This is a genomic window from Fictibacillus solisalsi, from assembly GCF_900103485.1.
In the GTDB taxonomy this organism is placed as follows: Bacteria; Bacillota; Bacilli; order Bacillales; family Fictibacillaceae; genus Fictibacillus_C; species Fictibacillus_C solisalsi.
On sequence record NZ_FNHW01000006.1, the window covers coordinates 71,712 to 92,296 of the forward strand.

Consider the following 20,585-nt stretch of genomic DNA (forward strand, 5'->3'; position numbering starts at 1 on the left):
AAACGTAAATCAACTACCTTCAAGAGCCTCGAAGAAAATCAAATGAAAGGGGTGGAATAACATGATTACAACAACTCGACTGGTTCCTATGAAAGAAATGCTGGAGACAGCGAAAAAAGAGCACTATGCCGTGGGACAATTCAACATCAACAGCTTTCAATGGGCGGAAGCGATGCTCGAAGCGGCGGAAGAAGAACAGTCTCCTATTATCGTAGCTTCGTCTGACAGACTCGTCGATTATTTGGGTGGATTCAAAACCATAGCTGCCATGATTAATAGAATTGTAGAGGAAAAGAACATCTCTGTACCGGTTGCGCTGCATCTCGACCACGGAAAAAGTGTGGAGCGGTGTAAAGAAGCGATTGATGCTGGATACACATCCGTGATGATCGATGGTTCGCATTTTCCGATTGAGGAAAACATCGAGATGACGAAGCAGGTTACCGATTATGCCCGCAAGTTTGGCGTTTCTGTGGAAGCGGAAGTCGGTACTGTGGGCGGTAACGAGGATGGCCTGATCGGCGGCATCAACTATGCTGATCCGCAGGAATGCTTAAGGCTGGTTCAGGAAACAGGTGTTGATGCGCTGGCAGCGGCGCTTGGTTCTGTTCACGGTCCTTACCAGGGAGAGCCCAAACTGGGATTTGACGAAATGCTTGAGATTTCAGAGCTGACCAATGTTCCGCTTGTCTTGCATGGCGGTTCAGGAATCCCATTGCATCAAATCCATAAAGCCATTGATTTGGGCCATGCCAAAATCAATGTGAACACAGAATGTCTGCAAGCATGGACAAAGGCCGTTCGCCAGGTGCTTGATAACGACAAAGATGTCTACGATGCCCGGACCATCCTTACACCGGGGAAAGAAGCCGTAAAAGAAACAGTAAAGACCAAGATCAGGGAATTTAAATCAAACCAGAAAGCATAAATAGAACCGGGCAGTTGTTGCCCGGTTTTTCTATAGGTTTGCTTCAAAAGATATTGCTTTGGGAACATTTTTCTTAACTTGCTTCATTAATACGTTGATTAAAGTGAAGGTGCAAGACTCCTCGAAAATGAATATCACATTTTCTTCGTGCGATGTATCGCTGCCGAAGCGTTCCTTGTCCTATGGGACAAGCGTGACAGGTGATACTACGCAGGCGCTTGGCGCCGAGGAGGATCAGCGCATGCCCCGAGGAAAGCGTGCATCCCGGAACGGAAATCAACCACTCTCAGAGCAGCAAAGATTAACCATTCTTAAATTTACAAAAATGGAACGAGCCATCTTGATCGGGCACCAAGGCTGTCTGCAGAAAATTGGGAGAAAATGGATATTAACCACTCATTCTCCCATCTTTCTTCAGAACCACCCTCGTATTTTATCACTTCATAAATAAACCGCCGACCTGATCTTTCAAGAGACTCTGGTTGGCGGTTTTTATGTTCAATTAATAGTTATGGTTATTTTAAAGGTTGGTGTACATCTTGATTCGTGCAGCGCCATATTTTTTCATGGATTCTGCCAAGTCTGCTCTGAAAGTCGAAATCACTTTAGCAAATTGTTTCATATTCGATTCCTCCATTCAAATGATTATGAATTAATTATAATTTGTTGGGTAACTTTTGACAAAGTGTATGAAAACGGCAACAACTGGAATGTAAGCCTTTTGCATCAATTCTTTTCTTTGAATTTCTCTTACTATCTTTAATTTTCATTGATTTTTATTTTTGCTTTCCTCAAAAATCATGCCCTCTGCCTTTAAGTCAATCAACCGTTTAGAGGTGAGCAATGGAGATCCATCGTTTGTGTTTAATTAAGATCCTGTCAGTTGCGTCATGGTAAAAAGGTTGTATTTTCTGAAAAATAGATTGACTGTAAGCGCTTTTAATATTATTATTAATTCAAGATATCCAAGAGTTAACCAAAAAAGAGATAAGTTTTGATAAACTTATATTAAACAGATGAAAAGAAAAGAGATTGAATTTACTTTTTTAAGAAAATGAAAGCGGATTCCAAACAGAAAGAAGGCATGATTATGAGGAATCAGAGGATAGCATGGGGAATTGCTCCCATAGGCTGGCGGAATGATGACATTCCTGAGATCGGTGCAGAAAACACATTGTCCCATTTGCTCAGCGATATTGTTGTAGCGGGTTTTGAGGGAACTGAAGTTGGCGGTTTTTTCCCGGAAGCTCACGTGCTGAACAAAGAGCTTCAGCTGCGTAATCTGCGAATCGCCGGGCAGTGGTTCAGCAGTTACATCATTCAGGATGGAGTGGAAGCAGCAACACAAGCTTTCCATAAACATTGTGAGTATTTAAAGGAAGTTCAGGCAGCTGTTGCCGTTGTATCCGAGCAAACATACAGCATCCAGGGTACAGGGAAAAATGTTTTTACGGAGAAACCCGGTTTTACAGATGTAGAATGGAATCATTTATGTCAGGGGCTCAATGAACTGGGGAAAATTGCAGAACAATATGATTTGAAACTGGTGTATCACCATCATATGGGAACGGGTGTCCAAACCCTCGCAGAAGTGGACAGGTTAATGGAAAACACGGATCCCAATCATGTGCATTTGCTTTATGATACTGGCCACATCTATGTATCCGACGGAGATTTTATGACGCTGTTAAATAAACACCTGAACCGTATTAAACATGTTCATTTTAAAGATGTCCGCCAAGCGGTCAAAGACCAATGCGACAAAGATGGACGATCCTTCTTACAATCATTTTTGGCAGGGATGTTCACGGTGCCTGGCGACGGATGCATTGATTTTACAAAAGTATATAACAAGCTGCTGGAAACCCAGTATTCAGGATGGATCGTCATTGAAGCAGAGCAGGATCCTTCCATTGCACACCCCTTGGAATATGCGTTAAAAGCCCGTAAGTATATTGATGCAAAATTACTTCCATTAGAGAATGGTTCATTGGTAAAGCATTAAAAATCGGAACCTGGGGAGGGAAGGGCATGAGTAATCAGACGATTGAAAAACCACGTGATTACAAGAAGGCTTTAAAAAAGATTACGGTTATCTCCACATTTGGGGGACTGCTCTTTGGATATGACACAGGTGTTATCAATGGAGCGCTGCCTTTCATGGCCAAATCCGATCAGTTAAATCTGACTCCGGCAGCTGAAGGTCTCGTAACGAGTTCCCTTCTGTTTGGGGCAGCATTTGGATCTGTATTTGGAGGCCGTTTGTCCGACCGTTTTGGCCGTCGGAAAATGATTCTTAACCTGGCTTTGCTGTTTTTCCTGGCAACAGTCGGCTGTGCGATTTCGCCATCTGCCGGAGTGATGATTGCCTCTCGGTTTCTGCTCGGTCTTGCCGTAGGTGCTGCATCTGTAATGGTGCCAAGTTTTCTTGCTGAAATCGCGCCGGCAGAACAGAGGGGAAGAATCGTTACCCAAAATGAATTAATGATTGTCTCCGGACAGCTTTTAGCCTTTGTCTTTAATGCTGCACTCGGCAGTACCATTGGTGAGGAAGCAGCACATGTATGGCGCTATATGCTCGTCATCGCTTCACTTCCGGCTGTCGTATTATGGTTTGGAATGATGTCTGTCCCAGAGAGTCCGCGCTGGCTGGCCTCCAAGGGAAAAATAGGGGACGCACTGCGCACCCTCAAAGAAATACGCGAAGCCAGTAAAGCTGAAGGCGAACTGAAAGAAATTCAGAATAACATTGCGCAAGAGTCTGAAATTAAACAGGCAACCTATAGTGATCTGAATGTGCCATGGGTACGCCGCATTGTATTGATTGGAATTGGGATTGCGATTGTACAGCAAATTACAGGTGTGAACTCCATTATGTACTATGGAACTCAAATTCTTCAGAAGTCCGGATTTTCAACCAATGCTGCTTTGATTGGTAATATTGCAAACGGTGCCATTTCGGTCATCGCGACGTTTGTGGGTATCTGGCTGCTCGGAAAAATCGGCCGGCGCCCCATGCTGATCATCGGGTTGGCGGGAACGACTGCCGCACTGGCCTTGATTGGATTATTTTCTACGGTTCTTGGAGGATCCGCAGCACTACCTTTTGTCGTCCTTACATTGACTGTTACCTTTTTATGCTTCCAACAAGGTGCGATTTCACCGGTCACCTGGCTGATGCTGTCCGAAATTTTCCCGCTACGATTGAGGGGTCTTGGAATGGGAGTAACCGTATTCTGCTTGTGGATTACCAATTTCCTTGTGGGTCTTTCATTCCCGATTCTATTAGATGCAGTGGGGTTATCCTCGACCTTTTTTATCTTTGCAGTGTTGGGAATTTGTGCCATTCTATTTGTAAATAAAATTTTGCCAGAAACAAAAGGGAAATCACTTGAGCAGCTGGAAAGCTTTTTCCGTAACTACAAGGATAAGGGTGAAGCAAAGGTTGCGAACAAAGTTGCTAACCAATAAGTACAGGGATAAAATTCACACTATTCTTACAATGAAATAAATGAACGATAAATGAGGAGGAAGAAACATCATGACTTTAAGATTTGGTGTAGTAGGAACAGGAGCCATCGGAAGAGAACACATTGATCGTATTACCAATAAATTATCGGGCGGAAAAATTGTTGCAGTAACTGACGTGAATCAGGAATCTGCAAAACAGACCGTAGAAACCTATCAACTGGATACCGTGATCCACCCGGATGATAAAGCACTGATTGCAGATGAAAATGTGGATGTGGTGTTAGTCACAAGCTGGGGCCCTGCCCATGAATCAACCGTAGTAGCAGCTGTTGAGGCTGGTAAATATGTATTTTGCGAAAAGCCGTTGGCAACCACTGCAGCTGGCTGTATGAGAATCGTGGAAGCGGAAATGAAACAGGGGAAGAAACTCGTTCAAGTCGGTTTCATGCGCCGCTATGATACGGGATATGCCCAATTGAAGCAAGTGATTGAAAACAATGAAATCGGTGAGCCATTAATGATTCATGCCGCGCACCGCAACCCGGCAGTAGGTGAAAATTACGTTACGGAAACAGCGGTACAAGATACATTGATTCACGAAATCGATGTGCTTCACTGGCTGGTAAATGATGATTATAAAACGGTTCAAGTAACCTTTCCGCGTAAAACGAAAAACGCGCATGAAAAGCTGCAGGACCCACAATTGTTTACCATCGAAACAGTTGGCGGAATCGTCATGAATGTGGAAGTTTTCGTTAATTGCAAATATGGCTATGACATTCAGTGTGAAGTCGTTGGTGAAGACGGAATTGCAAAATTGCCGGAATTCCCAAGTGTGGTTATGCGAAAGAGTGAACAGTTGAGCACCAACATTTTAAATGATTGGAAATACCGCTTTATGGATGCGTACAATGTGGAAATCCAGGACTTTATCGATTCCATCGCCAAGTCCGGTGAGCCGCAGGGACCAACGTCCTGGGATGGTTATATTGCGGCTGTAACCTCTGATGCTTGTGTGAAAGCCCAGCAAACCGGAAAAAAAGAACGGATCAGCCTTCAGGAGAGACCGGCGTTTTACAGTGAGAAAATTCTTCAAAACAACTAATTATTTAACAGATATAGAACGGAGATGACTTCCATGCAATTATGTTTTAACCAGGCGACAACTCTTGAAAACTCAAATCTTGCAAAGGATCTTGAATTCTGCGACAAACATGGTTACGACTTCATTGAAATCCGTACGATGGATAAGTTACCGGAGTATTTGAAAGACCATTCCTTGAATGAGCTCGTGGAGTATTTTCAAACTCATCATATTAAACCGCTTGCTTTCAACGCGCTCGTATTTTTCAATAACCGTGATGAAGCTGGATATAAAGAAATGGTTGACGAGTTCAAACAGATGATGGAAACCGGCAAGAAGCTGGGTATCCAGTATGTGGTCGCTGTTCCGCTGGTCACTGAACAAAAGATTCTAAAAGAAGATATTAAAAACAGCTGTGTTGAAGTGCTCAAGGAACTGTCTGCTATTGCTGAGCCGTATGGAATTAAAATTGCTGTTGAGTTTGTGGGTCATCCGCAATGTACGGTCAATACGTTTGGACAAGCATATGATATTGTTGAAACCGTTAACCGTGAGAATGTTGGATTGGTTTTTGACTGTTTCCACTTCCATGCCATGGGATCAACCATGGAGGATTTGAAAAGGGCAGACGGATCAAAAATCTTCATCCTGCATATGGATGATACAGAAGATTTCCCAATCGGAATTTTAACCGATGAAGATCGTGTTTGGCCGGGACTGGGTGCCATTGATCTGGATGGTATTTTGTCCACCTTAAAGGAAATTGGATATGATGGTGCAGCATCCATTGAATTGTTCCGTCCGGAGTACTATCAATTAAGCGCTGAAGAAGCCATCAAAACCGCGAAGGAAACGACGGTTAAATCAGTCTCCAAATACTATGAATTTGATTCTGTTACTGTTGGTTAAGATCACAATAATAGAAATGATAGCCGCCACGACTTAATTGGGCGGCTTTTTTTGTTTTAAGTGCAGAAAGAAAAGGAATTGAACAAAACAGTGTTAAAAAAGACGAATCGTTGGATAGGAGGCAACATGGATGAGTTTAATCAAAGGAAAACTGGGAATTGGAACGGCGCCGCTTGGAAATATGTTCAGGGACGTTCCGGAGGACGAAGCGAGACAAACGCTTGAAACGGCATGGGACCTGGGTGTTCGTTACTTTGATACCGCACCGTTATATGGAGCCGGATTAGCAGAAATGCGCGTGGGAGAATTTTTATCCCGGCACAATCGTGATGACTATTTCCTGTCGACGAAGGTGGGCAGGGTGATTGAAGATGAAACAGAAGTAAAAGAAGGCATGTTTCAATATGGCCGCAAAAATAAAGTGACCACCGATTACAGTGAGGATGCTATTAAGAGGTCGGTTGAGCAAAGTCTTGAGCGTTTAAAGACGGACCGCTTGGACTTTGTGTATGTGCATGATGTTTCGCCTGATTATCACGGTGACGACTGGGTCACACAGTTTGATATTGCACGAAAAGGAGCGTTTCGTGTACTTTCCCGGCTTCGAGAAGAAGGAGTCATTGCGAAGTGGGGGCTGGGAGTCAATCGGACAGAACCGATTGAACTTGCCATGGAGCTGGAAGAAGCTCACCCCGATATCAGCCTTCAGGCGACCCATTATACGCTTTTAAATCATGATCACGCATTGCTTAAGTTAATGCCAAGGGCTCTGGAGAAGGATATGAAAATTGTCGTTGGCGCACCATTTAACTCAGGCGTATTGGTTGGAGGAAGTCATTTCGATTATGGAGATATTCCTGAAGAAATCGCTTCAAAAGCCAATAGAATCAAACAGATTGCCGAAAAGCACGGGGTAAGCGTAAAAGCTGCTGCCCTGCAATTTTCGATGGCCCACCCTGCAGTAGCTGCTGTTATTCCCGGCTCTACCCGGCCGGAACATATAAAGGAGGACGTTGCGGCCTCCAAGGAAGACATTCCTTCCGACTTTTGGGACGAGTTAAGGGACCAAAATCTTGTTTCCCCACTGGCCCCTCTGCCGATTGATCAAAAGGTATAAGTATCTATCAAAAAAGCTTCCCCCCATTAAAAAGGGAGAAGCTTTTCTTCTATTATTCTTCTGCTTTTTCACCAAATGCTTCTGGAATCATTGTGAAGCCTTCTACCACGGTATCCTCTTCCACTTCAATCATGAGATAGCGCTTGCCGCTGAGATGGACTTGTTTGACGTACCTTAAATCCTGAGGGCTGATTGAAATGTTGGCGACTTTTGTGTTGATTTTAATGGATTTTGAATTATACTTCGGAACAACGTTGCTTGCTTTAATTTCATAGTTTTGATCGTCGATTATGTTTTTAAAGGCTGATTCTACTTTCTCCGAGCTAATGTCTTCCAGGCCGCTCATTGTGAGGACCCGCTCCACATCCTTCGTGTCCAACTTGGGCTGTTCCTCTTCTTCATTTTCTTCAATCATCCGGTGAATTTCCTCGTACACATTGGAGAGGGTGGATGTATTCAATTGATCACTGGTTACATGTTTGATAATTTCTTCAAAAACCGCTTTGTCATCCTTTGCGGTCATCGTTTCTTCCCCGTTCAATACGTCCTCTATGAAAGAATAATCTGGCTCATGGACCTTCCCGGAGGAATACAGAATATGGTTCACATCTGCTGCATTGTCAGTAAAACAAGGGAATAGGAATCCACCCATTGGTGCGTTGAGGTTGATAACGGGATCCAGCACGAAGTTGTACTTGAACTCTTTTTCTACATAATCAAAAAGCAGTTCTTTTTTTGGTTCCTGAGTGTTATTGATACTGCAAAGAATAAAGGGATGTGAATAAACGGTATCGTTGGCACTCTCCTCCGCATCAGCCCCACGGCGTTTGCTTGGCTTAAAGTATTCTCCGCGAATAAACGTAATAACAATATCTTTCTCGTATTGCCGGTTTAACAGCATTTTGCCTACGATTTGCAGCATGCGCTCTTTCCAGTCTTCCACATCACTGCTGAGCAATCCTTGATGCAAAATAAGCTGACTGTTGTTTTCTGCATTCCGCTGAAACTTTAGTTCAAAGAGCTTCTCATCCAGATTTCCGCCGAGTAATTTCTTGAAGTTAATTAAAAAGAGCTCTTGCTGGTCGGGATCCAGCATTTCAAACGGCTGATTCTGATGATGATAAATTTCGCTTGTTTCCTTCATAATATAAACATTAAAAATGTTAGAGATCTTGAGAGAATGATTATCTTTTTTAAATTGCTTCCGAATCTGAGCAATATCTTTTTTGTTCATAAATAAAAAACACTCCTAAGCTGCCCTGATTTTCAATTGGAAGCAGACAGGGCTGTCTGCCTTGCGTTCGAACCAGCCTTAATTTTAACATAAATTACTGCAGACGAAGGGAAGTGTGTGGGGGATTTTCCCGATGGTGACTGAAGATTATTTTGTGATACGATAGGGTGAATAACGACTATAACAAGTGCGGTGATGAACGAATGGAAGATAACAATAGGGACTACTCGACGAATGCCGGATGTCCTGTAACCACTACATTGGAAATCATCGGAGGACGATGGAAAGGGGTTATTCTCTATTATTTAACCTCCGGGCCGAAACGCTTTAACGAACTTCGGCGGCTGGTCCCCAAAATTACAACACGGATGCTTACGCTTCAGCTTCGTGAACTGGAGCAGCATGGCGTCGTCCATCGGGAATTTTATGAACAGATTCCACCAAAAGTGGAGTATTCACTGACGGAGTTTGGAGTAACCTTAAATCCGATTATCTTCGCTTTACGGGATTGGGGTGAGCGTTATCGGGATGAAGTCAGAAGTGTTTCTAAAAAGAACAAGGGCAAGACTGCTGAAGAAAGTACATAAAAATAAACATAAGCATTAATCCCTGCCAATCGGGCGGGGATTTTTCTGTGGAAAAGCAGGTATAAAAAAGGGTTCTATATCACAAAAATGTGCGTACTTGTTTGGAGTGTATTTATGAATTAATATTGTCACTTGTAGAGGGAAATAATGAAAGGAAAGGGTGGAACCAAATGACAGCTGTACAGGAAAAAAAGAAGAAAATCATAGAGGCATTTCAATTCAGACATGCCACCAAAGCGTTTGATCCAACGAAGAAAATTTCGGAGGAAGATTTTCAATTTATTTTAGAAACAGGCAGGCTATCTCCAAGTTCAGTGGGTTATGAACCGTGGAAGTTCCTGGTGGTTCAAAATAAAGAGCTTCGGGAAAAAATCAGACAGGTCAGTTTTGGAGCACAGGGACAACTGCCCACAGCCAGTCACTTCGTCATTCTCCTTGCACGAAAAAATGCACGTTACGATTCATCCTATGTCCAGCAATTGCTTAGAGAAGTGAAGGAAATACCGGAAGAAACCCTTGCGAAAATGAACGAGGCGTATAGAAGCTTTCAGGAAAATGATTTGAATTTGTTTGAGAGTGAGCGGGCGTTATTTGACTGGGCCAGTAAACAAACCTACATTGCCCTTGGAAATATGATGACATCAGCCGCTCAAATTGGCATCGATTCTTGCCCAATAGAAGGGTTTAACCTAGAAAAAGTGACCAAAATCCTTGAGGATGAAGGTTTGTTGGAAGATGGTGCATTTGGTGTATCAGTCATGGCGGCATTTGGCTACCGTGCCCAGGAACCTAATCATGCAAAAGTCAGGCAGAGTGCCGAGTCGGTTACTAAATGGGTCTACTAATCCAATAACCTTGAAAGCCTATCACACAGATAGGCTTTTTTTACTTCTAGTTGTTTTTTTGTATCGCTACCCGATATAATAACTCGACAAAAAAGCATCCTATTTAACGAAATGTTATAATTGAATAGGTAGATGTCTTTTTTAAAAAGTGCTTTAGTTTTGCGTATCGCTGGGCGATATATTAAGCGATAAGCAAACTTACATAATTAACGACATTTCAAATAGAAAAGGAGGCCCGATATGCGACGCGATATACAACCGAATGAACGTGCTTTCTCGTCCAAGGAAGTCGCGGAAACAGTGGGAATAGCCACTCCCACTGTGCGAAAGTATGGACAAGTCCTGGAGAGGAATGGATACGAGTTTCTAAAGGACGGTGAACGCCGAATCTTTGTTCAATCTGACATCGAAGCGCTTGTAGCGCTGCGCGATACACCGAACTCTCTGGACGATACAGCCAAAGAGCTTGTGGAGTTGCAGAAAGAACGATTAAAAGAATCCAATCAAACAGAAATTGCAATAAGCGATACATACGAAACACTACCCCACGATCCCAATCAACTAAAAGAAGCCTTAATGATTGTATTCAAGGAACTCGCAGCCACCCGTGAAATGAATATTCAACTGACCAACGATATGTCTCAGCTCAAAACAACCATTTCCAGACTCCAGCAAGATCACCATATTATCAGTTCCACCATAGGAAACGCAGCGCAAAAAACGAATGCCAAAATCCAAAAGTTAACCGAACAGCAAACGAATCATTATGAAACATTGCTGCAGCAAGAAAAACAAAAAACCGAACAGTTAAAACAAGAGATACAATTAATGAGGGATGAACAAAAAAGAGAATGGAGTTCTCAAACCGATTTTAATCAACGGTTGGAAGAAGCGCTGCAACAGCGTAAAGGAAGATGGGGTAAGCTGTTTTCTCTATTCGGAAAATAAGGGTTCTGGCATATTAGCTATTTCCCGAGAAATATCTACAAATTGTGAGTAAATGTCGACACACACAGACTCCTTTCGAGGGGAACAGAGAACATTAAGCTTCTTTTGGCGAGAAGCTTTTTCATTTTCAGCAAATCATAGTTGATATTTGTAATTTTTAACAGTAACATTATATTATCCTTAATCTTAACGTTTATGGGAGAGTAGAAAAATTGACTAAAGAAGACTTAAAAAAAGAAATAAAAGCTGTGCGTCAATCGCTATACTCGATTGCAAAAAAGAGGGAAGTTTATTCAGGCAATGAGTTAGTAAAAAAAAGTCAGGAACTAGATAAATTGATTTTTATGTATCAAACGCGGTAATGATGTCTGCCTCCTCAGGGGTGGATTATTTTTTTGAGAAGGCATAACTAAGAAACTTAGTTGACAGGGGATAGGTAAAAACATTTTTTTACAGGGTCTACCAGTAACTGATGAAGTTTTGGCTCCAGCTGTTCATCAATAGATTTAGGAATGGTTAATTCACCTTTTTTATAAACCTTTGCAGGTTTCGCATACTCTGTTTCCATGACTGAATCAGGGCTAATAATAATTTCATTATCATTTAAGCCAATTAACACATGGTCTTCTACATCGATATTGAATTCCTCTCGCCAAGCGATTGGTAATAATATAACTCGTCGTTTATTAGGAATGTAATATTTTTCTGTCTCAATGATCAATGCAGGTCCCCTCCAAGGTGTTGTGTATATCAAATACTACCTTTTTTGTATTCAGATCAAACTGATAAAAAGGGTACATTTTCCAAAAAACATTTTATATACCTAAAGAACCAAACTTTGTCTATTTTACAGAATTATATCTTTTTTTTCAATTGACTAATTCCTTATATGAATTTGAAATAGGAAAATGGATGCTTGTTTGATTTTGATTGGTCAATTAGAAAGAGCATAAATAGCTAAAACCACATCATTTATCATATATAAACATTAAGTTTAGAAGTCGATAAGTAAAGGGTAACGTTCCGTATATTTCCGTAATCGGGTAAGGGGTGGAGTTATGGACAACAAGATTATTGATTTATCAAGAGCCATGATGGAAAGGGATTTACCTGATCCTGAATGGCAGCAGCTTGTAGTGGAAGCCATGAGATCAGAGGTTACAAAAGAACAGTTTAGTCAATTTTTAGATCGGAAAAGAGATTTAAAAGGAAAATTCCTGGGGAAAGTGAACGAGAAGAAATAAGAGAATTTGAAAAGCAGTGAAAAAAAGACCCAAAAAGGGTCTTTTTTTGTGAAGCCAAATCAAGCGAAGGTGACTTATTGCTTTTTGTTGTCCTTTGCTTCTGCTGCTCGTTTAACCCACTGGAGTTTGTAATCCCACTCTGATGCCAGATTTGCCATCCACTCTGCGGTATTGGATAGCTGACTGGGGCATACGCTATAACGCATTTCCCGGCCAATGCGGTCACCTGCTACAAGTCCGGCTTTATTGAGGACATTCAAGTGTTTGACTACCGCCTGTCGGGACACGGTTACTGTAGACGACAATGTCGTGGCAGTTGCCTGGCCTCTTTCCGCGATGAGGTTAAGCAATTCCCTGCGGGTTGGATCGGCCAGGGCATTTAACACACTTTCAAAGTGCTTATCTGTGGACAGCATCTTACTGCTCCGCACGCTTTCGCAAAACTTCCAGCTGATATATCCATCCTTTAACATTCCCGTCAAAGAATTTACGCTGTTCCTCCTGGGCCACGTTAAGGCTGGAAAAGCCACTTTCAATAACACTTAGCATGGTTCCGCTATCTTTTTCAGTCAACATGAACTCAACTAAGGTTGAATTTCCTTCCCGAGGTTCTTCGCCTGGAAATGAACTTGCCCATCGGCAAGCGAGATAATTTGGCGGATCCACTTGTTCTGTGATTACCGGAAACTTCCCGTACCTGGTATCGGCCACCACACGTGATCCTTCTACATACACCTTGTCGGGACCTGGTGCGTCACCGACCCACCATGCAGGTTCGTTAACGATATCCCAGACGGTTTGAATCGAGGCGTTTATGAAAATATTCCGTTCAATTCGGTCGTTTTCCATTTTGAGCCCTCCTAGAGGATAATGTTTCGTGCAACTATAAGGTAGCACATGTTTGTTTTAAGTGCAACTTATTGGTTGCACTTAAAACAAATAAATAACCCCTTAAATCAGTTAACTGACTCTAAGGGGCTTTTCGTTCTGATCTGACTTTACAGAGGATTGTTTACCCAATGCCAACAGAAAAATCATGCCGATGATACAAGCGGTGCCTAACCATTGGTAAAATCCAAAAGGTTCTTTTAGCCAAAAGACCGTTGTCAGTACAGCTGCCAGAGGTTCAATACTGCCCAGCAGACTGGATTCCTTAGGGGAAAGGCTTTGTAAACTTTCGATATAAAACCAAAAGGCAATCATCGTTCCAAAGACAATCACGAAAAGCAGATATAAAAAGGTTTCAAAAGTGAAGGGGTTTATATCCATTTTCCAGGGTGGATGGATGAAACTTAAGGCAAAGCCTCCAATAATCATGGCCCAACCCACGATCACGAGTGAATCGTATTTCTTCAGCAAGGGGACAGCATATAACGTATAAAAGGTTAGCGATACTCCGGATAAAACACCCCAAATGATGGCTGGGACCGGCACGGACAGTTGTGAGATCGAGCCATTTGTTAATAAGAAAAAGCATCCAACCAACGCAAGTGAAACGGTAATCATATCTTTTCTTGTTAAAGTCGTTTGTTTGCGAAGAAGTAAATAAACAATAATCATGGCCGGTGCTAAATATTGCAGCAGAGTGGCGACCGCCGCATTTCCATGTTGGATGGAGGCCATGTATGTATATTGAACCGCCAGCATGCCGAGCAACCCAAAAACAAGCAAGGAAAGAGAAGTCTTTTTGTTTTTCCAAACGTCTAAAATCTGTGTGCGGTCTTTTCCAACGTATTGAATCATTAACAGTAAAAAACCGGATAGAAGCAATCTGGTGGTTACCAGCCAGTTCACATCAATTCCCTGTTGAAACAGTTTTTTTGCTACTGTGCCGCCAATACCCCAAAATATCGCCCCGGTGATCACGAGGAGTAATCCTGTTCGTCTTGCAGAACTGTTCATGATTCATTCTCCACCTTCAATTATCATAATAGTGCTATAATAACTGGAAATTGAGCTTGATAATACGCAGATTGAACGGAAAAATATAAGGATATTGAGGTGGCCTATATGCAGATCAAAAATTTTAAGATTGACCAAAACTTAAAAGAATTAACCCCTCATCGTACAGTTGTGCTGCCCATTGCGTGTTATGAAACCACGATTAACCAAAATATACATGGCTATATTCCACTTCATTGGCATGATGAAATTCAGTTTGTTTTGATGGTAAAAGGGGAATCGGTCTTTCAGGTAAATGAAGAAAGAATAGTGGTTAAAGAAGGCGACGGGTTATTTATCAATAGCGGGTGCCTTCACAAGGCTGAGGAAGTAAATCAACCTGGCAGTATGTATATTTGTCTAAATGTTTCTCCTCATTTTGTGTTATCACCAGAGCTGTATACGACTTATGTTTATCCCTATGTACAGGCAACGAATTTACCCTGCATCTATTTAGATCACCATGTAACATGGGCGAAGAATAGTTTAGAAGCTATTACACAGATCCACCAGTTGATTCATCAAAAGCCCTCTTTCTATGAAATCACGATTACCATGAAGATGACTTCAATATGGAAAAACTTAATACTCAACGGATTTCAACTGGAGCATGAACAAACAGAAGTGGTAAAAAGTCTCCGGATGAAGCAGATGCTGAATTGGATTCATGAACATTATGGAGAAAAGGTGAAACTGGATGATATCGCCAAAGCGGGCCAATTGAGCCGTTCAGAGTGCTGCCGTTATTTCAAAAAGATATTAAAGAAATCACCTGTGAATTACGTGACAGAGTATCGTATCCAACAAAGCCTGATTCTGCTGCAGCAAGAGGATTCAAATGTGACTGAAGTAGCCTATCAGGTTGGATTTAACAGTACGAGCTATTTCATTGATACATTTCGAAAGTCCATGAAAATGACACCGTTAACGTATAAAAGAAAGGCTGCAAAAATTTAAATTTATCATTGACTGAACATTCATTCAATAATAAAATGGGTTTAACAGGAAATTGAATACGTGATGGAGGAGATTCTAATGGACCTTTATTATGAGGCAAGCGGCAGCGGAAAGCCTATTGTTCTTCTTCACAGTGGAGGTGCGGATTTACGGGATTGGACGTTTATCGCACCTCTATTAGCTCAGAAGTATAAGGTAATCACTGTGGATGGGAGGGGGGCCGGATTGTCACCTTCACCAGTAAGCCCAGCCAACTATGTAGAAGATGTGCTTACCCTGCTGAACCATCTGGAACTTGATCAGGTTGTGCTCGTTGGTCATTCCATGGGTGGACAAATCGCCACAGAATTTACATTGGAGTACCCGGAAAGGGTAGCTGAGCTTATCCTTATCGCCCCATCATTGTCAGGCTATCAATACTCAGAGGAATTCAACCAGTGGATGCAAAAGATCAATTCCTTTTTCCCTGATATGGAAAAAATGCTGGAACTTTCACTGGACGCCCCTTCTTATCGTGTGGTTTTGACGAGTCGGCAGAAGGATTTGCTTGTCGAAATGTTTAGACATCATTTGAAGAAAATAGGAGAATGGAAGACGTTTGAATCCGTATGGCCAGAACCGCCAGCCATTGAAAGATTAGAGGAGATTAAGGCTAGGACGCTGTTTATTCTCGGAGAAGTGGAGCTTCCCGATAACCAGCGAATCGCAAGTTTTTTTAATAGACTGCCAGACGTAAGATTTACTCACTTACCGGAAGCGGACCATATGCTGACGTTGACGCATCCGAATGTGGTCAGTCGTACTATCACTGAGTTTTTGGAGGAGTAAGACATGCCGCGGACCCAGCAAGAGAATGAACGTATACGAAGCAAAGCAAAAGAGAAAATTCAATTAGCAGCAATGGAACTGTTTATTAAACAGGGTTATCATGCGACTTCCATTGATAATGTTGCAAAACACGCTGGAATATCAAAAGGCCTTTTGTACAATTATTTCAAAGGAAAAGAAGATCTGCTTGCGACAATGGTAGAAACCAGGATGGGTGAATTGATTCAAGTAATGGAAGAAGCAGTAGCCATTGAAACACCGGTTAATCAGATTAGGCATATCATCGAAGAGGCGATTAATAATGTTTGCGAGCATCCTGAAGTGTACCGATTTTATCTTCATTTGCAGACACAGCCGGAATCTGATCAGATCTTATCAAATTACAGCAGAATGTTGATTGAGGAGAGTGCCAGACAGTTCAACTTGCAGTGTGAAATGTTTGAAAAAATGGGTGTGAAGGAACCGAGAAAAAGGTCTTTATATTTTTCATCGACACTTCAAGGGATCATGCTGATGATCTCCACGTATCCAGAGAACTTTCCCATTGATGAACTAAAAGCAGAAATGATTCAGGAATTTTGCAAATAAAGCCAAATCGGGCCTTTGTGAGTATTTACTTCAAACTGGACAGGGATAGAATTGTAAGTAACCATTAACTAAATCAGCATCGGTTTAATTCATCTATAAGGAGTTTGTTAAAGTGGTAATTACATTGTCCATTTTAGTTGTTGTGTTAGCGGTGCTTTGCATTTTTCTTTTTAAACGGCAAACGGATGCTAAAGCTCATCATCAAAAACAATTGAAAAAGATCAAAAGAGAAAAGATAACGGAGATCGAAGAAATACAGCTTCAGACGGCAGCCACGCTGGAAATCACTGAGGAAAAGCTTCTGCAGGAGAAAAACAGGGAATTGGCGAAGGCGGCGGAAGAGCAAGTAGCCCTAAGGCAAACGTTTGAAGAAAAGCTGCTGCAAAAAAACAACTATATCAATCATTTGCTGCGTTATAAACGGGATAAAGGCGAGATTCTCACTCATACGTTTCTCGGCATGGTGAAGGAGGAATTTGTGGAGAAGGGTATGCTGGATTATGATGATATGATGATCATGGGAAATGTGTTTATACCGCATGCCACACATACAACGATGGAAGAATTCAACTCCCGTCAAATTGATCATTTGGTTTTGATGAGAACAGGCATCTATATGATCGAGACCAAATACTGGGCAGGAGATGTTTTGCATGGCATTTCCAAAAGAACCGCCAAAGAGTTTTCTTTTATAGTGGACAAATTGTTTGGAGATATAAAAGAAACGGATGAACGCACGATTGTTGTAAAAGGGATGAGTGATACTGACTCTGCTTCTGAAAAAGAAAGCACCTTAAAGATCACACGATACGGGGATGGAAATCCGGATCAGCAAGTGAAAATGACGGCCGGCAGCCTGTATCACTTTTTAAACCATGAAAACTTACCATGCCAGTGGGTGCAGGGAATTCTATATTTCGGCTATCCGCAGGATCAAAACAACCGATTAACCAGTTTTGTAACGAATACAGGGGATAGAAATCCTCCATTTATCAGCTCTCAGGAAGAGTTAAAGGGATATTTGGAACAACAGGCAAATAAAGAGCCGATCTATACCAAGAGTGACTTAAAGAAAATCAAAGAATTGTTACTGAGCCTGAATGTGGTTTCATAGTAAAAAAATCCTGGCAAAGGTTAAAGTATAACGGACTCTTTCACTGCCATTTCCAAATCATATGGTATACTGTTACTATCCTGTGAAGATTACACGTTTTATTACTTGTAAAAAGCCCTGCTCCCATTTGGTGCGGGGCTTTTTGCATCGTTTTGGATTTATCCATAAAAAAACAGGCTCCTGATGATCAAGAGCCTGTTTAAATACAATTTATGCTTTTTGAACGTTAGCAGCTTGAGCCCCGCGAGCACCTTGCTCAACGTCAAATGTTACTTTTTGGCCTTCGTCTAAAGATTTGAATCCTTCAGATTGAATAGCAGAGAAATGTACGAATACATCGTCTCCTTCTTCGCGCTCGATGAATCCGAAACCTTTTTCTGCGTTAAACCATTTAACTGTACCTGTTTCCATGTATGTTGCCTCCTAGTGCGTTCCCACACAAATGTATTACTATCCCTGCTCAAAGTATTAAATTTTCTACACCGAACAAAAATAATCTATAGTCATCATACCAATAATCGGAAGCTAATGCAAATCAAACTGAATTTCTCACTTGATGATATAAAAGGAGCCATATCAGATTTGAGCTGAATATGGTTCACGAGATTAGAACATGAACTCATAATAGGGCTCTTCTTTTTTTGTGTCTTCACACCAAAGTGTTCCTTTCTGTGTAAAGCCGGCTTTTTCTAAAACGGTGAACGAACCTTTATTCAGTGGATCTGCCGTGGCATATACACAGCGGGCACTTTTATTTTGTTTGGCCAGCTCCATACACGCCCTTGCGGCTTCGGTGGCATAGCCTTTACCCCAGCTCGTTTTGTTAAAGTGGTAGATCAATTCAATCTTCTCTAACCCATCATGGATATTAAACCCTGCTGCACCAATGATTCTGTTGGTGTCTTTTTGTTGAACTGCATAAACCGATAATCCATATTTATGATGCAGCTTACGGTAGCCCTCAATGATTTTTGGGAGCAAGTCATCAGGACTTGCCCCGTTACAGTGCACCATCACTTCATCATCTCCCCAGAAGAGACGGGTATCCTCCAAGTACGTGAGATCAAATACATGTAAAACCAGACGGTTGGTTTCATAGACGATAGCCAAAGAGTGTTAGTCCCTTCAAGTGGTTTATCCAAATTGTACCATATTAATAGTTCTGCTTGGCCATAAAAAAGCTACTTCCAAAAGGAAGTAGCCTGATTTATCGATTCTCTTTCAAAGGGCTAACTTTAATGTTCTGAAAAGTCGTTTTCCCGCCATCAGAAAACAACGAAACCCCTTCATCTTGAAACCTAGGATAAACCAAATTCGAATGTACCGTTTTCCCATCATCCATAAACACTTCGATACTTGTTTTATCCACTAATACCTTCATATGAACCTTATTCTTGGCTGTATCAGAGGGTGCCTTGCTCTCGGTAAACTTGTTCTCTTTATCGGGATGGTCTGTAAATGACCGATTCACATAAGAATACTGATCTGCCGCATTAATTCCCACAACGATGTGACGCTTCTTATCATCTGATTCACGAAGTCTCAGGCCAATATTCTTGGCCTCGTTCCAGCTGATATCGGTCTCAAGCTGATAGACATCTGCTTTCATATCCAGTGTTTTAGAGCCGTCCACTTCAATTTTTTCATAGGTTTTTGTTCTGCCTTTTAAATCTTCCAATGCTTTCACAGGCTGGGAGGCCAAATAACAGGCACCGCCATCTCCGGTTTTAAGCTTGATCTCACGGGTAACTGAATCCATGCCGTTAAAGCCTTCTTTTCGGGTTGGGGTGTTATGCGGATATGTCCAGTTGTTCATCCAGGCAAACGCATAACGCTTTTCGTATGGATCGCTCGCTGCTCCGTCTTCAAATGTCACGCCGCCGTACCAATCAAAGCCGTGGTCAAGCCATTGCGGTTTTTCCTGATCGGGAATAAAGGTGTTTCCGTCAAAGCTGCCGGTCCAGTAGGCGTACGTGTTCGGTTCGCCAATAACGGAGCCATTGGCACTGAAGCCAAGAACCCATTTCATTGTTCCGTCATCAGCACGCATCATATAAAGGTCGGGACACTCAAGCACTCCGAGATTCTCGGTGGAAAAGCCGCTCGTATACTTCCAGTCCTTTAGGTTGCTTGATTCGTAAAAACCGATTTTGTTTCCTTCAGCCATCGTCATGACCCACTTGTTGTGCTGTTCGTTCCAGATGATTTTCGGATCACGAAAATCCTTCGTGCCAGGGTTATTCATGACCGGTTTATCGCTGTAGGATGTAAAGGTTTTTCCGTTGTCTTTGCTGTACCAGAGAAACTGCTCCTGCCTGCCGCCGTTTTTTGAAGGCTGGGTAAGGATAGCGATCCAGGTATTTTTGCCGAAGCCGGCCGTGTTTTTCTTATCGATGACGACCGATCCGGACCAAGGATCTCCATTCTTGTTCGTGTATTTGGGGATGGCCACGCCTTCGTCCTTCCAGTGGACGAGATCCTCCGAGACGGCATGGCGCCATTCCGTTCCGTTGCCTTTCGGATAGTCCTTGTTATAGAGATAGTAATAGTGATATTTGCCGTTCACGTAAATCGGCCGCTGCGGATCATTTTTCCAATGGTCCGGTGCAGTGAAATGGTACGCTGCCCTGTAGGATTGCTCGTTTACCTTTTTCCTTGGCGGATTGTCGGCTGGCTGCTGTATAAACGAATAATAATAAAGTCTCAGAAGACTGAGCACCACAAGAGCGATAACTATCCACAACAGTTTTTTATTAGTTATGGTCTTCATATCATTCACCTTCCTTCCCA

The 20,585-nt window shown here is 42.1% G+C and carries 24 protein-coding genes; 16 read left to right on the forward strand and 8 right to left on the reverse strand.

Features of this window, described 5'->3' with window-relative positions:
• Positions 1-61: 61 nt before the first annotated feature.
• The 7 genes from fba (at position 62) to BLT53_RS22530 (ending at position 7,509) form a co-directional block, all read left to right on the forward strand.
• Positions 62-928, forward strand: a complete 867-nt coding sequence (gene fba, locus BLT53_RS22500) for a class II fructose-1,6-bisphosphate aldolase (RefSeq protein WP_090239106.1) — start codon at positions 62-64, stop codon at positions 926-928.
• Positions 929-1,055: 127 nt separating this feature from the next.
• Positions 1,056-1,379 (forward strand): hypothetical protein, encoded by a 324-nt coding sequence (locus BLT53_RS24830; RefSeq protein WP_139168457.1) that lies wholly within the window; start codon positions 1,056-1,058, stop codon positions 1,377-1,379.
• A gap of 639 nt (positions 1,380-2,018) precedes the next feature.
• Positions 2,019-2,933, forward strand: coding sequence for a myo-inosose-2 dehydratase (iolE, locus tag BLT53_RS22510; protein WP_090239268.1), 915 nt, complete (start codon positions 2,019-2,021; stop codon positions 2,931-2,933).
• Positions 2,934-2,959: 26 nt separating this feature from the next.
• Positions 2,960-4,399 carry a sugar porter family MFS transporter gene (locus tag BLT53_RS22515; protein WP_090239112.1) on the forward strand — a complete coding sequence of 480 codons (1,440 nt, stop codon included), beginning with the start codon at positions 2,960-2,962 and terminating at the stop codon, positions 4,397-4,399.
• Positions 4,400-4,469: 70 nt separating this feature from the next.
• Positions 4,470-5,504 (forward strand): bifunctional inositol 2-dehydrogenase/D-chiro-inositol 1-dehydrogenase, encoded by a 1,035-nt coding sequence (iolG, locus tag BLT53_RS22520; RefSeq protein ID WP_090239115.1) that lies wholly within the window; start codon positions 4,470-4,472, stop codon positions 5,502-5,504.
• 33 nt (positions 5,505-5,537) lie between these two features.
• Positions 5,538-6,392 carry a 2-keto-myo-inositol isomerase gene (gene iolI / locus BLT53_RS22525; protein ID WP_090239117.1) on the forward strand — a complete coding sequence of 285 codons (855 nt, stop codon included), beginning with the start codon at positions 5,538-5,540 and terminating at the stop codon, positions 6,390-6,392.
• A gap of 130 nt (positions 6,393-6,522) precedes the next feature.
• Positions 6,523-7,509, forward strand: a complete 987-nt coding sequence (locus BLT53_RS22530) for an aldo/keto reductase (RefSeq protein WP_090239120.1) — start codon at positions 6,523-6,525, stop codon at positions 7,507-7,509.
• Between the two features lie 52 nt (positions 7,510-7,561).
• Here BLT53_RS22530 and BLT53_RS22535 read toward each other — a convergent pair whose 3' ends face one another.
• Positions 7,562-8,743 (reverse strand): DUF4317 domain-containing protein, encoded by a 1,182-nt coding sequence (locus BLT53_RS22535; RefSeq protein ID WP_090239123.1) that lies wholly within the window; start codon positions 8,741-8,743, stop codon positions 7,562-7,564.
• A gap of 203 nt (positions 8,744-8,946) precedes the next feature.
• Between BLT53_RS22535 and BLT53_RS22540 the strand changes: the two genes are divergently transcribed.
• The 4 genes from BLT53_RS22540 to BLT53_RS22555 all read left to right on the forward strand — a co-directional run bounded on the left by BLT53_RS22540 (position 8,947) and on the right by BLT53_RS22555 (position 11,485).
• Complete coding sequence (locus BLT53_RS22540; protein ID WP_090239126.1) at positions 8,947-9,330, forward strand: winged helix-turn-helix transcriptional regulator; 384 nt, start codon at positions 8,947-8,949, stop codon at positions 9,328-9,330.
• A gap of 170 nt (positions 9,331-9,500) precedes the next feature.
• Positions 9,501-10,175: an NAD(P)H-dependent oxidoreductase gene (locus tag BLT53_RS22545; RefSeq protein WP_090239129.1), complete on the forward strand. Its 675-nt coding sequence runs from the start codon at positions 9,501-9,503 to the stop codon at positions 10,173-10,175.
• A gap of 240 nt (positions 10,176-10,415) precedes the next feature.
• On the forward strand, positions 10,416-11,123 hold the full coding sequence (locus tag BLT53_RS22550) for a hypothetical protein (protein WP_090239132.1): 708 nt from the start codon (positions 10,416-10,418) through the stop codon (positions 11,121-11,123).
• Between the two features lie 212 nt (positions 11,124-11,335).
• Positions 11,336-11,485, forward strand: a complete 150-nt coding sequence (locus tag BLT53_RS22555; protein WP_170834477.1) for an aspartyl-phosphate phosphatase Spo0E family protein — start codon at positions 11,336-11,338, stop codon at positions 11,483-11,485.
• Positions 11,486-11,541: 56 nt separating this feature from the next.
• On the opposite strand, the gene BLT53_RS22560 is transcribed toward BLT53_RS22555, so the two are convergent.
• Complete coding sequence (locus tag BLT53_RS22560; protein ID WP_090239137.1) at positions 11,542-11,844, reverse strand: hypothetical protein; 303 nt, start codon at positions 11,842-11,844, stop codon at positions 11,542-11,544.
• A gap of 337 nt (positions 11,845-12,181) precedes the next feature.
• Here BLT53_RS22560 and BLT53_RS22565 point away from each other — a divergent pair, with 337 nt between their 5' ends.
• Positions 12,182-12,367: an anti-repressor SinI family protein gene (locus tag BLT53_RS22565; protein WP_090239140.1), complete on the forward strand. Its 186-nt coding sequence runs from the start codon at positions 12,182-12,184 to the stop codon at positions 12,365-12,367.
• Positions 12,368-12,441: 74 nt separating this feature from the next.
• Here BLT53_RS22565 and BLT53_RS22570 read toward each other — a convergent pair whose 3' ends face one another.
• From BLT53_RS22570 to BLT53_RS22580, 3 genes are all read right to left on the reverse strand, one after another.
• Positions 12,442-12,783, reverse strand: coding sequence for an ArsR/SmtB family transcription factor (locus BLT53_RS22570; RefSeq protein WP_090239162.1), 342 nt, complete (start codon positions 12,781-12,783; stop codon positions 12,442-12,444).
• Position 12,784: 1 nt separating this feature from the next.
• Complete coding sequence (locus BLT53_RS22575; RefSeq protein WP_090239165.1) at positions 12,785-13,216, reverse strand: SRPBCC domain-containing protein; 432 nt, start codon at positions 13,214-13,216, stop codon at positions 12,785-12,787.
• Between the two features lie 111 nt (positions 13,217-13,327).
• Entirely contained in the window at positions 13,328-14,269 is a 942-nt protein-coding gene (locus BLT53_RS22580; protein WP_090239167.1) for a DMT family transporter, read from the reverse strand.
• A gap of 108 nt (positions 14,270-14,377) precedes the next feature.
• Here BLT53_RS22580 and BLT53_RS22585 point away from each other — a divergent pair, with 108 nt between their 5' ends.
• From BLT53_RS22585 to BLT53_RS22600, 4 genes are all read left to right on the forward strand, one after another.
• Entirely contained in the window at positions 14,378-15,265 is an 888-nt protein-coding gene (locus BLT53_RS22585; RefSeq protein WP_090239171.1) for an AraC family transcriptional regulator, read from the forward strand.
• Positions 15,266-15,343: 78 nt separating this feature from the next.
• Entirely contained in the window at positions 15,344-16,093 is a 750-nt protein-coding gene (locus BLT53_RS22590; protein ID WP_090239177.1) for an alpha/beta fold hydrolase, read from the forward strand.
• Positions 16,094-16,096: 3 nt separating this feature from the next.
• Positions 16,097-16,681: a TetR/AcrR family transcriptional regulator gene (locus tag BLT53_RS22595; RefSeq protein WP_090239180.1), complete on the forward strand. Its 585-nt coding sequence runs from the start codon at positions 16,097-16,099 to the stop codon at positions 16,679-16,681.
• Between the two features lie 112 nt (positions 16,682-16,793).
• Positions 16,794-17,795 (forward strand): nuclease-related domain-containing protein, encoded by a 1,002-nt coding sequence (locus BLT53_RS22600; RefSeq protein ID WP_090239183.1) that lies wholly within the window; start codon positions 16,794-16,796, stop codon positions 17,793-17,795.
• Between the two features lie 210 nt (positions 17,796-18,005).
• On the opposite strand, the gene BLT53_RS22605 is transcribed toward BLT53_RS22600, so the two are convergent.
• The 3 genes from BLT53_RS22605 to BLT53_RS22615 form a co-directional block, all read right to left on the reverse strand.
• Positions 18,006-18,206, reverse strand: coding sequence for a cold-shock protein (locus BLT53_RS22605; protein ID WP_061975552.1), 201 nt, complete (start codon positions 18,204-18,206; stop codon positions 18,006-18,008).
• Between the two features lie 195 nt (positions 18,207-18,401).
• Positions 18,402-18,905 carry a GNAT family N-acetyltransferase gene (locus BLT53_RS22610; RefSeq protein ID WP_244520547.1) on the reverse strand — a complete coding sequence of 168 codons (504 nt, stop codon included), beginning with the start codon at positions 18,903-18,905 and terminating at the stop codon, positions 18,402-18,404.
• A gap of 97 nt (positions 18,906-19,002) precedes the next feature.
• Entirely contained in the window at positions 19,003-20,565 is a 1,563-nt protein-coding gene (locus tag BLT53_RS22615) for a glycoside hydrolase family 32 protein (protein ID WP_090239185.1), read from the reverse strand.
• Between the last annotated feature and the right edge of the window lie 20 nt (positions 20,566-20,585).